Raw genomic sequence first — 13,410 nt, 5'->3', positions numbered from 1 at the left:
GGTCCCCCTTTTATTTGGAGAGGCTGAATTCTCTCTCGAATAGTATGGCCTTAGCTGGGCATATGTTGTTGCATGCTCCGCAGTAGATGCACTTGTCTTCATCCACTACCATTATATTGTCTGGTGTTTTTGTTATAGCATCCTCTGGGCATGTTTCCATGCAGAGACCGCACTTTATACATAATCTGTCATCTATTAAGGTGAATCCATCCTTTATTGACTTTTTGCGCATTGTGGTTTTTGGTATGGCGTCTGTTGGGCAATGTATCCCACATTTTTCGCATAATATGCATTTATCGAAGTCGACTTCGATGGAACCCTTCTTAAGGGTTATAGCATCTTTTGGACAGACCTCTGCACAGGTGCCACATGATATGCAATCCTCAGAGACAGTACCATCCCATTTAACTTCTTGGAAGTCGCGTGCTTCATAAATGTCGCAGGATTGTACACATTTTCCACAAGATACACAATATCCTTTCAATCTTCCATCGGATCCTACTCTGAGGGTGCCTACCGGGCAAACATCTAAACATGGTTTTTCTTCGCATTCTTCACATAATGATGGATCATAGCGTATTTTACCATCTATCATTTTAAGGGCGCCGGTTTCGCATACACTCGCACATAATCCACAATTTAGACAAGAAACTATAACCCCTTCTAATTCTTTATCGGGTTTCCTTATTTTGACTGTGAAATCATCAGTATAGATTGCATTGTTCGGGCATTCTTCCATGCATTTGAGGCATAATGTACACTTTTCAGGGTCTATAGTTATGTCCTCTATAGCCCCGACAGGGCAAACATCCTCACATACTCTACATTCACTGCAGAATCCTTCTTTATCCAAATCTACGATTATGGCTCCTGTGGGACAATAATATTGGCATCTTCTACATTTGATGCATTTTTCAGGGTCTGTTATCACATTTATCCTTTTAACCTCCTTTTTTAAGGGTTTTCGTTTTTTGGGTATTTTAACAGCAAAATCTAGGGCCTCGAGGAATTTTAGTTGACGTTCTTCTATGAGGTCAAATGCGTCTATACGCGCGTTAACAGGACAGGCATCCTCGCATAATCCGCATCTGGCGCATATACCCTTCACTATATCGTCCTCTATTTTTATACTGTTAACTGGGCATATGTATTCGCACATACCACATAGGTTACATTTTGCCCTATCAACAACGAATCCACCATACTTATTTTGTTGTATTGCCTTATTTGGGCATTCATCGGCGCATGCACCACAAGTGATGCAGCTGAACGCTTTACCATCAATTAATCTTATAGCATCTGTTGGACACGCCTTTACACATTCGCCTATCCCTTCACATTTTGCTGTTGTGATGAACATAATCCTACTCCCCGTCTAGCCTCTTATGATCCTCCCTGCTATTATACCAACGAATGCCGCCATAAAACCACTTGCCAATGGCAGATCATGATAATATGGGAATGGGCCCAGCTGCCATGCCATTAAAATTGCAGCTATCAAAATCACAATATAAGATGATAGTGGAAATCTCACTTCTTCGTCTTCTTTTATCCTTGTTCCGAGGATGAAACCTATTAGGAATCCAAAGAGGCTTGGACCAACGTATAACATTTGTTTCCACCTTATTCTCCTTTAAATTCTAGGAAGGTTATAACGACAGCGCTCAAACCCACTAACACCTTTAATCCTATTAATATGTTCAGGTATGGTATTATACCCGCGTGTACCGCGTCAGGATAATTGAAAACACCACTTAAACTTGGTAGAAGATTATACAAGTCCACTCCTATATTGTAGAGGAAGTAACCTGAGAATAGGATCCCAACCAATCCTAGGAGTATGTAGCCTATGGCCCCTATACTCTCTAACGCTGCCATGAATCTGTGTGTAAATTTGAATGGTGTCTTCTCAGATCCGTAGACTATTGCACAGAATATGAATCCTGCTGCTATGATCGCGCCACCCTGGAATCCTCCCCCAGGGGTTATATGGCCCCCTAGTATTGTTGAAATCCCAAGACATATTATGAGTATTGATGCTGGGAATGCGAATATTTTAAGTATGGTGCTCATACCTATTTCCCTCCAAGTTCTACTTTCCCTCTCCCAAAGATGAGTAATGTTACAATAACCGCTGTAACTAATATTAGAGCTTCCCCCAGGGTATCATATCCTCTCCAATCAAACACGACAATTGTAACCATGTTAGGGGCTATCCTTGTACCCACATAATTATATATGTAACTTATACCAGGATTAAGAACCCTATAAAGGCCTATTATGGTGTCAAAGAGCGTGACCCCAAAAATAACTAATGAGAACGTTGCTATAAGGCTTCTAATCCCTTCAAGCATTTATATTCCCCCAGTAGAATAATGTTATTAAAACTCCAAAGGTTAAAATGACATAGAATATCATCTTATGGAATGAATCAGTTTGCTCCCTCCGTAGGATAACCGTAATAGGAGTCATTGAAAATAACATGAAACCCACCAATAATAGAACAAGAACCATTACATAGATATTTAGTTTCCTTATCATCAATATCACTAAGAATATCGTGGATACAATAGTGAGTTCAGCGGTTAAAACAGCAGAAGTGGATATATTCGTTACTCGCGCCTCCTTCTTAGTCTTCTCTTCTATCTCTCTTATCTTTTCGATTATAGTATCATATATTGTCATGATCTCCCCCTTCTTATAGCATGAGTGCATGGATTATGCTCCCAAATTGTGAAGTTGCAAGTTGTGGTAGTATACCAAGGATTGTGCAAATCACCAACAATATTATCATGGAAAATATCGTGGAAGAGGGTATCCTTTCAGCTTTAACTTCAAGACCTCTTGGTTCCGGTTTTAGATAGATTGAATAATATGCCTTCATGAAAGTCATGAATGTAACTATACTCAACAATATCATTATAATGGCAAGTTCAGGGAACCCTGCGCTTATAGCAGATTCTATGAGCATTAATTTGCTCTGGAAGACATTAAATGGTGGTATACCAGCCATTATAAAACCTGCTAAAATCATGAGCCCAGCCACGCCAGGTTTATACTTTAAAAGACCTCCCAGTTTATCTATTTCACTTGTACCTGCCTGGTAAAGTATTGTCCCAAAGCCCAAGAAAAGACAGGCGGTTACCAATGCCTCGTTCACCGCCTGGAAAAGACCTGCTGTTATGCTCATACTAGTCCCTAATCCTAGTCCTATCCCAATATAACCTAATTCTCCAACTGCAAGGAAACCTATCAAACGTTTGAAGTCTGTCTGCATGATAGCCATGCTAATACCAAGGGCCATGGCTGCAATAGAAAATATGATAATAGCCCACCTCACAACTGGGATATAATAGAATAATCTGAGTATGATCACGCCCAAAGCCACAAGGGTAAATACTGAAAATGCTTGGATAAGGGAAGCTGCATGTGGAAGGGCCTTACTGTACAATCCTGATTTTATTGTGTGGAATGGTGGCAGACCTGACCCATAAAGCCAGCCAAAGATTATTAGCCCCGCAGCTGTTAAAAATATTGGATTACCCTGGTCTATGAGGCCGTTCTTCATGGCGAATATCATGTCTGATATGTTAACACTCCCTATAGCACCTAATAATAGGGCCACGCCCAACAGTAGCATTGGCGCCGCGACACCTCCAAGGAAAAGGTACCTTAGGGCCATTTTATAACTTCCCTTGATATTGGAGGAGAGGATGATGCCTGCTTGTGAAATAGCGGCTATCTCAAAAAAGACATACAAGTTGAATATGTCATCTGCTAATATAATAGCTGTTACAGCTGCTGTGGCCATGAACATTAGGAAAGAGTAGACCCCAGATGGTCTTTTAACCTCATTTAGTGATGTGAAGATCGCGAGGAACGCTACGATCCCAAGTATGAAGATGAATATTCTCTGGGCGCTGTTGAAGATGTAGGTTATCGCAGGGTGGAATTTAGCTAAATACGATCCTGTGATATATGCTGGCAGATATTTTGCAATGGTGGGATTTTCCGTGATTGGTGGGTATCCTCCAAAATAGTAGGCTCCATAACTTGCGATTAAAGGGATTATCGGGAGTATTATTGCAACGGTCAATGCTAATATTTTTATTGTTCTATCCTTTTTATGGAGTAGGTTCAAGAGTAGACCGCATAGAATTGGTAGTATTACCATCAGGGCAATAAGGGATTTCATATGCTAATCCTCTCCTTTTTTTAGTCTTCAAGTATTTTTGATGAAAGGCTACCATGTCTGTGGTATAATATGATTATTATAGCTAGCATGACTGCGAGGGTGCTTGCACCGATAACTATACTTGTTAGTACGAGAGCAAATGGCAAGGGGTATGATGCATTCTGGGCAAACCATGAACTTGACATTCCTGGCATGTGAATATATACTATGCCACCAGGCTTGTAACCTAGCGTCACCAAGAAAAGGTTAACCCCGTCACTTACAAATGAGAGTGCTATCACCTTTTTTATGAGGTTGTCGATGAAGAAAACGCCTATAATACCGATTAGGATTAGGCTTGCTGCTGTGAAGAATGATGCTAACTGTACTGGTATCATTCTTCCATCCTCCTGGTCTTATAGACTGCGAGTGCGAAGAATACTGGTATTATCGCGGATCCTACGATTGCCTGTGTCAATGCAACATCCGGGGCGAGTAGAAACTGGTAAAGTAATGCCATGGACGCTCCTGGGATGCCTGTTAATATAGCCGCCTTTAGAAGGTCTCTTTGGACCAGTGCAAGTATCGCCCCTAACAATATTATGAGCATTATCAGGTATTCAATCATGATTTTCCTCCCCATAATAGTATGCGTTTGCGATTGCATGGGCTGCGAATGGTGCCAATATGAAGTATGTGACTGCAAGAAGCGGTTCATATAATGTTAAAAGGGCGATGATGCATGCGATATCGGCCACGCCGAGGATGTGTATCCTTGCATATAGGACTCTGGGGATATTATCTTTGAATCTTAGTATTCCTATTGCACTTATCAGTAATAGTATTGAGGAGATTAGTAGAATGGCTGATCTGATTATTATGATGGGATCCAATTTTATTCACCCCTTTAGGACCTTTGCAAATGCTATTGTGCCTACGGGTCCGAGTAGTACGAGTGCATAGGCAATGTCTCGGCAGAATCCTATACCATGGATTTTGTTTATGAGTATGAGTATTGTTGCCACTGCAATACTTAATGCTGAAACTCCTACAAGGCCCATTGCTATTGTTTTTCTTGTGGCGATTCTGATTGCCGCGATTATGAATATTGCAAGGGATGTGAGGAAGATATACTCTGAGATTAACAGTAGATCCAAGCTTAGTCCCCCTATTCTAGCATCTTTTTGATGTAGGGTTCAAATGGTATTATTTCTTCTTTTTCTTTTGGTATTATTGTGGCGACTTTTAATACTCTTTTTTCTGGGTTAAGGTCTATTGAGAGAGTTCCTGGTGTCAAGGTTATGCTGTTTGCGAGTATGGTCTGTGATATCGGACGCTCCAATATTGTTTCAATTTCAACCACTACTGGTTTTATATTCCCTGTTAAGACCATTTTAGCCACGTTCAGGGCTGATTTAAGGATATTGTATATTAATATGATGAAGTAGGCGATTCCATAACCGATCCTTGCTATGGACATTGTCTTTACTCCTAATTAATCTGATAATTAACATGATTATTTATGATAATATAAATTTTTCTATATATCACCTAACAAAAGAGTTTTTAAAAGGATGAACTTCCCCCAACATCTTATGAACTCCACTTTATATAATCCAAAAACTTCCATGCACTGTATTATCCACATAATTGATATCCCACCCCATATCATCAATTGGAAAGTTTATAAACTTTTTTAATAATCCCTATATGAATGTTTAAAAAATTAGGGATAACCTGAAAATACTCTCCACTATTTTATGGGAAAGTATATAATAAAAAAACATCAACCCGTTCAATATTTTTATTAAAAAAGTGTAAATCCACCATATTAGGGCGATTATAATTTACAATTTACTATTTTTTTTGATACTCTAAGTGCAAGGGCTGCTGCAAGGAGCATCGTGGGCATTCCTTGTGAACGAGGTGCTAATGAAAGATCAGCAACCCACAAACCGTTAGGCAACCATGAAGGCTTCATTGAATCTAAATCCTCAGCCTTGAGTGGAACGGTACCTCCAAGGTGTCCCCCATTGTACATTCCCTTAATATATGGACCTGAAACGCCAGCAGATTCCATAATTTTTCTAGCACTTTCAAGCGCTTTATCCAAGCGCAAACGATCTTCGTCTTTTATGGTTTTTTCAACCTTTCCATGTGCAAAGACTGTCCCATCTTCCGTATCTGCAAGTTTTACCATTATACCCACCCTATCTTTTAGAGAGACATTCCTCCATGGTTTATGAAACCAGTGGGATAAAATATCGATATAAGGAGAGAGGATATAACCATCATCTTCTGTATACCAGAGCATAGGAGGTTCTTTAAGCTGTTCAGCCCCTCTCAAAACACCCCCTAATGTGAGGACGATATCAACCCACAAGTTGTCTTCAACTGGTAGTCCCGAAGCTCTTAGTATCTGGGCCGTGCCAATCCCTCCAGCAGCCAAAACAACAACATCTGCTTTTAAAGTCTTGGACTTGAACCCGCGTTTTACAATAACGCCTTTAATTTTTCCATTTTCTGTTATGACCTTTTTAACGGGTGACGATGTATAAAGTAAGGCGCCTTCACGGATTGCATCATCCAAAAAACGCCTAAAATCCCATTTAGCACCCGTAGCACATCCAAGTTCACATAATCCACAAGATACACACTTATCAGGGTCTATAGCCTTGTATGTGGATTTTGGTTTCAACCCAAGTCCTTCTGCAACTTCGAACATTTTATTTGTTATTGGCCGCCACCTTTTTCTTGGAAAATCCTTTATATTAATATTTTTTTCAAGTTCTTCAAATTCTGGTGTGAGGTCAAGTCCAATTTTCTTTAATCCGTGCTCAGCTCGGGCTATATTGCCACAAGAAAGGGTGGTGGAACCGCCTATTGTCATTCCCCTTAAAAGTACAAGATCATTTGATCTTATAGTGTTCATTGAAGGAAATATTCGGCTAATGATCTTTTCATTTCCGAGAATACCAGTTTTTCTAAGTGGCGCGGCTAATGATAAAAGTCGTCTGAATGGTTTGAATTCCTTTCCCGCTTCTAATATTACTACCTTGAAGCCTCGAGTTGCCAATTCACGAGCAACTGTTGTTCCTCCCGCTCCGGTTCCTACAACTATTGCTCTCATCTTTTTACCCTATATATACAAGCTATACATTCAAGTGATCCAATGGTAATTCTATGTTTAAATTGCATATCCAAATTTTTATTTAACCCATGTACTACACCCTCATCTGCGGCGCTTAAAACCATGCAAGCTTCTGGAGAATAATATTTGGATAAGGAACATGTATTTACGACCATGACCATATTTTTTATCTTAAATTTTATCCCCAATATTCTGTATAATATTTTAGCTGCGAGTTCAAGATCTCCAAGATCATTTCCCACTTTAAGTCTTTGTCGAGCTTCACATCCCAGATTACAACCCACTCTAAACATGGCTTCTCTTCCAATTTTGATAGTCTTTTCATGTCCTATTGCACTTATCAATGCCTTGACACGCTTATTATGGGCCATGGCCATTGAAGCTCTTCTTTCTTCAAGGCTCCCTTCTAGTTTTTCATCTGGAATTTCCCCCACCTTTGAAGGGGCATATTCTTCCAAAAGTTTGTCTAGTCCATTTATGGTTGATAAAGCTATTTTATCCAATTCCTTTTTCATGATAAAATCTGGAAGCCAAAGTGAAGCAATTTTTAATAAAAAGCTCATGATAGCACCTTTACATGACCAAAATGTAATATATTACAAGTTTTTGGGCCATCGCCATAAATAAATTCAACAACATCCCTATAACGTTTAATAATGGCTTTTCTTTTAAGTTTAAGATTTGGGGTTAAATCAGCACCAATTGAAAGGTCGTCATTTAGAACAACCCATCTTTTGATCTTTTCTGGGTGGGAGAGACAAGTATTTATTTCTTTAATATTATCGTCGATACTCTTTGGGTGCGCCTCTTTGGTCCATAAAAGAGCACTACAATATGGTTTTTCATCACCGATTATCATGGCCTCTCTGATCCCTGGGATGTTTTTAAGCATTCCTTCAATCTTTAATGGATTTATCGTTTTACCATAAGAATTAATTATAAACTCCTTTTTTCGGCCTGTGATTACAAGAGAGCCCTGTGGAGTTATGTGGCCAATATCGCCTGTGTGAAGCCACCCATTTTTAAAAATTTGGATAGAATTGCCTTTAAAATAGCCTTGGGTTACCTGTGGCCCCTTTACTAGTATTTCACCATCCGAAGCTATACTAATATCGGTGGATGGTAGGGGTTCTCCTACTGTCCCTATCCTGTTTCTTCCCGTCTTGTTAATAGTTACAAGTGGTGCTTCAGTTAATCCGTAAGCATTATGGACTTCGATATCAATCTCATGGTAGGATTGGAGGATATCATCGTTTATTGGCGCGGAACCGACAATTAATTGCTTGCATTTATCCAAGCCGGTTTTTTTAAGGATTCTTTTTTTAATCAATTTTTTTAAGAGTTTCTTTAAAATCCCCTTAGAGTTTAGGTAGGTTTTTCCTATTTTTGAATTTCGTAGACTGTCCCATACTTTTTCATAGAAACGGGGTACTGAAAAGAATATCGTGGGTCTTGTTATTCGAAGAGCTTTTACAAGATTTTGGAAATTTTCCAGAAAATAGATATTTAAGGATGTGGGAGCATAATATGGTGAATATGTTCCGAAAATACCTTCGACAACATGATTCATGGGTAAAAATGACAGATAAGATACTTCATTGGTTCTGTCTTTCCATGGGGGCATTGACGCAATAAATTCTGCCATCCAACGTAGATTCCCATGGGTAAATATGACCCCCCGTGGTTTTCCTGTTGTCCCTGAAGTATAACGTATAGTAGCAACATCATTGAAATTTAAAGGGATGTTTGCAATTTTATTTCTCTTTTCGCCAATTTTAAGGAACTTTTTCCATGATATAATATCATCTTTCCCATTATGGAATGAAATTATGGGAATCCGCATGTCCTTTAAATCCTTTAGAAGTTTAGGGTTTCCTACGAAAAATATCTTCGCGCAACTGTCAGATAATATTTGTTTGATTTCGTCTAGAGGACTTGTATAATAAATAGGGACGCTTACGGCACCTGTAAGGCCAATTGCAATATCTAGTATGAAATATCTTGTGCTGTTGAAACCCGTTATTGCTATCTTGTCACCCTTCTGAATTCCCATTTTTTGAAGGGATTTCAAAGCCTTGATTATGTTTTGATGGATATCAAGTGCGCTAAAATTTTTAATTTCACCTTTAACAATGTCATGGTAATGAGTGGGCATGCTTCTGCTCTTTAAGCGGAATAAGACTTGTTCATGGACTGTGCGATCAGATCTGTGTAAAAATCCATAATAGATGGCAAATTCAAGGATTTTAGGTAAAAAATCATGCCAATCATGTTTATAAGGTCCTAGTATTTTATCTGTGTTATTCCTTTGGTAATCTCTGTCTTCATTTAAATAAGGTGAAAGGGTGTTAATAGTTTCGAATAATCTAGCTGTTTTCTCGAATATTTTGCCAATGGATGAAATTTTTTGAATGAATGTAATGTTCAGTGGCATGTAAATTGGGTTATTAAGTTTAACATTAAGGTTTTCATGGCTCCATTTTTTAACAAATTTGAGAAGTTCTTTTAAAGTGGGAAGAGATCCTCGTGGTGCTGTTAAATGGAAAGTTTTATTCGCTGCTCTTGAATCAAATGTCAAGTCTATGACCGCATCTGCAACATAATCTACAGGGACTAAGTTGACTTTCATTGATGGGTGAGCTGGGATTATTGGTAATTGGCCTTTTAAATATAATTTTAAGGGTATATATATCGTATTAAATGTTTTAACGTATCCTGTGGTTGAATCGCCGACAATCATGCTTGGACGAAAAATGGATATGTTAAATTCTGATTTTTTCACTTCAATTTCGCTTTCAAACTTAGTTTTTTCATAATTATTTAAAAATCCATGTTTGGATGTTAAATTATTTTCAGATATTATGCCCATTTTAGCCCCAGCCACGTAAGCAGTGGATAAATGGGAAAAACGTTCCAATCCATGGTCTTCATGGGCTAACTGGGCCAATTCTAGTAGATTTTGGGTTCCTTGTACATTGGTTTTTTGGAGTTCCTTGTGGGAACTTTTAAGTCTCCAGTCTGCAGCAGTGTGAATTATGTGGGTAATATTTTGGACAAGTTTTTCATATTCGTCCTTTTTTAGTCCAAGATTGCTTTTTGAAATATCACCATTTAACACATGAATTCTACCACCTATTTCTTCTAGGAGTTCTGGGAATTCCCACCATCCCCTATATAGCCTATTCACAGCATCTTCTTTGCTTTCACCCCTCATTAAAACAATGATTTTATGATTGTATTGTTTAAGAAGGCGTGAAGTAATTTGGGTCCCTAAAAAGCCGTTTGCACCGGTTAATAATATGATTTTGTTCATGTTTTTTCACTTCTTTTGAAGAAAATTTTTAAGTATTTGTGGGTTTTTATTAGCACGGTTGAAGTGTTCAATAAATCCATTTTTTAAGATTTTATGCTGCTTTTTAGGATTTTCAAGCAGTTCATCAACTTTTTCTCTCAATTCATTCCAAAGTTTTGGGTTTAGGTGGTTTAATAAATAATCTTCTAGTTTCATTTCCTTGTAAAGTCCTTTAAGACGTGTGTCATGTCCTATGGCTATCTGGGGGATTGAAGCTTTAATGGACAAAACTGAGGCATGATAACGGGAGGTTATAAGAAGTTCAAGGCTTCTGAGGATGTTTGTCATCTGGGAGGCGTTATAGTCCTTCGATGAAAATATTCGTACCATTTCAGGACTTTTAATCCTATTTTTTATGTTTCTTGCCAGTGGCTCGTCCAATTCTTCCATGCAAATTAATGCTATCCCCTTGCCATGTTCATCGATTATTTTGTCAAGTTCTTGAGCCAATTTAAGAGCTAATTGTTCACTTTTTCGTGTTCTTTCTTCTGAATTGGAATAATAATAAGGCCACTTGTATAAATTCTCTTTTTTCCCCCATGGGCGCATTACCAGTGGCCATAGATAAAAATCGACTGGTGCTAATCCTACCAACCCATGATCTAGCTCTGGCCATATTTCATCAAGAATATTGGTATCTTCTTTCGCTGTTTTAAATGTAAACGCACAGTCGGCTGTAGTTTCAATAGGTGCTTTAATTCCTATTTTCTTGAGTTTTTTCGCTGCCAATTCCGTTCTTGTCAAAATTAGACTTGTTTTATCGGCTTCTCGCTTAACCAAGAATTTGTTTAAGGATGATAAGTGGCCTGCATCTACTGCATAGGCCACGCTTATCTTTTTGAAATCATGGGCACATCTTGTAGCCCATAAAAATGCCCAGAGGAGTGCTGAAGTCCATGTGTCCATATAGCAACTTCCCTCTACTAATAATAGAATGTCGTGTTCTTTAACCAGTCTTCGTATATCAAAAAAGAATATTGTGGATATGGGAACTATCCTTAAAAGATCGTCCTCTTTAAGATAACGTCTTAAGTTTCCCTCATTTAACGTGGGTACGGTGATCAGGGCCTTAGAATCCACATTCACCCTTATATCCTCTATTATTGAAAGCAATCTAGCCTCAGAGCCAGTGTTATTAGCACCATTATAACCAGCTAAAAGTATTTTCGGAGAATTTTTCATGCTAAAGTTTCCACTACATATTATATTTTGATATTGGATCCTCTTATTATTTATCTTTTTCTATTTTAACCAAAATAATAGGAAAAGGTGTGTATAATGGTATATGAGGCGCATATGATCCATATTATTATTAAGAAACTTCCAAGGCCCTTTTTAAATGTTCGAGTTGAAAATGGTCTCAGAAATTTAACCCCACTAGGCGTGTATAAATCTAAAATCACATGACTTATAAAACCCATTAAAAAAGGCCCCATGGTATTATAAAGGTTCAAACCAGGAAAAGATGTGAACAAAACACCTAAAATGCCTATAAATGTGAATGGGATTAATATTTTCCTGTTAATGAAAATTAACCCTGAAAAGACCAATATCAAGGCGAGGGATTCCCTTTCATCAGCCCCAAAGTACCTGAAAAGGAAATAAGAACTTATGACAAGAAGTGTCAATAAAATTGACAAAATAAAGATGCCAAGTATTGAATGGCTAAAACCCCTATGCCTCGAAAAATAAAATATCATCGCCAAAACCATCAAAAGAACCCCAATAATATAGGGCAAGCCCAACAAATAAAAAATTATCAAAATTAAAAGTCCAATGAAGAATATGAATGAAACCCTCCTACCCTTAATTGGATGATCAAAATCTGGAATTGAAGACCCTAAAACGCTAAGTGCAAGGGCAAATATGTTCTGGAAAAAAAATGGTAAAGCAAAAACTAGAGAGAATATCACATGCTTTTTATAGGAGGACATGCCAACCACTAGATTATATTAAAGTATTTGAGGAAAGCTTTCATTTGAAGGAGCGATCTTTCAAGGCTTCCAAGGGTTAATGAACCATTCTTCGACACGACTTCACAAGTAACCGCGCCCACCCCACCAAGATTGCATTCATCCTCAAGAGCGCCTTTATAATGTGAAGCCGCATTCTCATAAACTATAACATCTGATGAGCCCATTCTACTTATATACTTTGCTATCAGATAACTTTTCCTACAAGGTTTCTTAGAACAGAAAATACTCTCCCTCCCAGGGTTACTCCTTGGCGCGGTTGAATGGAAATCCCCAAGAGCATCCACATTCAAACCAACCGCAACCTTAAATATAGTATTCGTCACAGAACCCGGAGCATGGGAAGAACGATTAAGATCAACGCCCTTAAACCAACGAGTATTGTTCATAGTCGACCATGGCGCGGCAAAAGGTATAACAAAAACCGTCCCAGTAATATCTAAATGAGCAAGAAATTTAATAAGTTCAAGAGTTGCAAGCTGCGGTGGAATCTCATTACCATGAACACCTGCAGTTATCATGACACGGGGCCTCCCCTCCCCCAAGGTCACGAGGGGAGTTCCCATCTTAGAATACTCGAACAATCTTCTAAAGGATGGATTAAACCTAAGGTACTCTCTTATAATAGCATTTTTTTCCAAATGGCCGCCGGAGTCCCTATAGATAATTTTAATATCGGAGGGGTCTAACACTATCCACACCCACACAAAAATTGTTAGGCCCATAAAATATAATAGCATACTAATGACAGAGTCACCTT

General features: G+C 38.4%; 17 protein-coding genes. All 17 read right to left on the bottom strand.

The genetic code is table 11. The annotated features are described in order from the left end of the window. Positions 1–10: 10 nt before the first annotated feature. The 17 genes from QFX38_01075 to QFX38_00995 all read right to left on the bottom strand — a co-directional run bounded on the left by QFX38_01075 (position 11) and on the right by QFX38_00995 (position 13,342). Entirely contained in the window at positions 11–1,360 is a 1,350-nt protein-coding gene (locus QFX38_01075) for a 4Fe-4S binding protein (protein MDI9623464.1), read from the bottom strand. Between the two features lie 15 nt (positions 1,361–1,375). Continuing rightward, the gene (locus QFX38_01070) at positions 1,376–1,612 is read right to left on the bottom strand and encodes an energy-converting hydrogenase B subunit J (GenBank protein ID MDI9623463.1); all 237 of its coding nucleotides are present in this window, start codon (positions 1,610–1,612) and stop codon (positions 1,376–1,378) included. Between the two features lie 11 nt (positions 1,613–1,623). Beyond that, on the bottom strand, positions 1,624–2,073 hold the full coding sequence (locus tag QFX38_01065) for an MnhB domain-containing protein (GenBank protein MDI9623462.1): 450 nt from the start codon (positions 2,071–2,073) through the stop codon (positions 1,624–1,626). 2 nt (positions 2,074–2,075) lie between these two features. After that, positions 2,076–2,354, bottom strand: coding sequence for an EhbH (locus QFX38_01060; protein ID MDI9623461.1), 279 nt, complete (start codon positions 2,352–2,354; stop codon positions 2,076–2,078). Next, complete coding sequence (locus QFX38_01055; protein ID MDI9623460.1) at positions 2,347–2,715, bottom strand: energy-converting hydrogenase B subunit G, EhbG; 369 nt, start codon at positions 2,713–2,715, stop codon at positions 2,347–2,349. Before QFX38_01055 ends, QFX38_01060 begins: the two co-directional genes overlap by 8 nt. Then, the gene (ehbF, locus tag QFX38_01050) at positions 2,699–4,195 is read right to left on the bottom strand and encodes an energy conserving hydrogenase EhbF (GenBank protein ID MDI9623459.1); all 1,497 of its coding nucleotides are present in this window, start codon (positions 4,193–4,195) and stop codon (positions 2,699–2,701) included. The genes QFX38_01055 and ehbF overlap by 17 nt, the downstream gene beginning before the upstream one ends. Before the next feature lie 20 nt (positions 4,196–4,215). After that, the gene (locus QFX38_01045; GenBank protein ID MDI9623458.1) at positions 4,216–4,572 is read right to left on the bottom strand and encodes a cation:proton antiporter subunit C; all 357 of its coding nucleotides are present in this window, start codon (positions 4,570–4,572) and stop codon (positions 4,216–4,218) included. Then, positions 4,569–4,802 carry a DUF4040 domain-containing protein gene (locus tag QFX38_01040; protein ID MDI9623457.1) on the bottom strand — a complete coding sequence of 78 codons (234 nt, stop codon included), beginning with the start codon at positions 4,800–4,802 and terminating at the stop codon, positions 4,569–4,571. The genes QFX38_01045 and QFX38_01040 overlap by 4 nt, the downstream gene beginning before the upstream one ends. Continuing rightward, complete coding sequence (locus QFX38_01035) at positions 4,795–5,067, bottom strand: monovalent cation/H(+) antiporter subunit G (protein ID MDI9623456.1); 273 nt, start codon at positions 5,065–5,067, stop codon at positions 4,795–4,797. Before QFX38_01035 ends, QFX38_01040 begins: the two co-directional genes overlap by 8 nt. Positions 5,068–5,073: 6 nt before the next feature. Next, positions 5,074–5,331, bottom strand: coding sequence for a monovalent cation/H+ antiporter complex subunit F (locus QFX38_01030; GenBank protein ID MDI9623455.1), 258 nt, complete (start codon positions 5,329–5,331; stop codon positions 5,074–5,076). Positions 5,332–5,342: 11 nt separating this feature from the next. Further along, positions 5,343–5,654, bottom strand: coding sequence for a Na+/H+ antiporter subunit E (locus QFX38_01025; GenBank protein ID MDI9623454.1), 312 nt, complete (start codon positions 5,652–5,654; stop codon positions 5,343–5,345). A gap of 360 nt (positions 5,655–6,014) precedes the next feature. Next, positions 6,015–7,304: an FAD-dependent oxidoreductase gene (locus tag QFX38_01020; GenBank protein MDI9623453.1), complete on the bottom strand. Its 1,290-nt coding sequence runs from the start codon at positions 7,302–7,304 to the stop codon at positions 6,015–6,017. Then, positions 7,301–7,888 (bottom strand): hypothetical protein, encoded by a 588-nt coding sequence (locus QFX38_01015; GenBank protein ID MDI9623452.1) that lies wholly within the window; start codon positions 7,886–7,888, stop codon positions 7,301–7,303. The genes QFX38_01020 and QFX38_01015 overlap by 4 nt, the downstream gene beginning before the upstream one ends. Next, positions 7,885–10,638, bottom strand: coding sequence for an AMP-binding protein (locus QFX38_01010; protein ID MDI9623451.1), 2,754 nt, complete (start codon positions 10,636–10,638; stop codon positions 7,885–7,887). Before QFX38_01010 ends, QFX38_01015 begins: the two co-directional genes overlap by 4 nt. 6 nt (positions 10,639–10,644) lie before the next feature. Beyond that, positions 10,645–11,859, bottom strand: a complete 1,215-nt coding sequence (locus tag QFX38_01005) for a polysaccharide pyruvyl transferase family protein (protein ID MDI9623450.1) — start codon at positions 11,857–11,859, stop codon at positions 10,645–10,647. A 65-nt stretch (positions 11,860–11,924) separates the two neighbouring features. Then, positions 11,925–12,611, bottom strand: coding sequence for a metal-dependent hydrolase (locus tag QFX38_01000; GenBank protein ID MDI9623449.1), 687 nt, complete (start codon positions 12,609–12,611; stop codon positions 11,925–11,927). Positions 12,612–12,619: 8 nt separating this feature from the next. After that, positions 12,620–13,342 (bottom strand): succinylglutamate desuccinylase/aspartoacylase family protein, encoded by a 723-nt coding sequence (locus QFX38_00995; protein ID MDI9623448.1) that lies wholly within the window; start codon positions 13,340–13,342, stop codon positions 12,620–12,622. Positions 13,343–13,410: the final 68 nt, after the last annotated feature.

It is taken from the genome of Methanothermobacter sp., from assembly GCA_030055615.1.
Lineage (GTDB): Archaea > Methanobacteriota > Methanobacteria > Methanobacteriales > DSM-23052 > Methanothermobacter_A.
The sequence above is the reverse complement of the archived record's forward strand: the minus strand, read 5'-3'. Positions and strand labels throughout refer to the sequence as shown.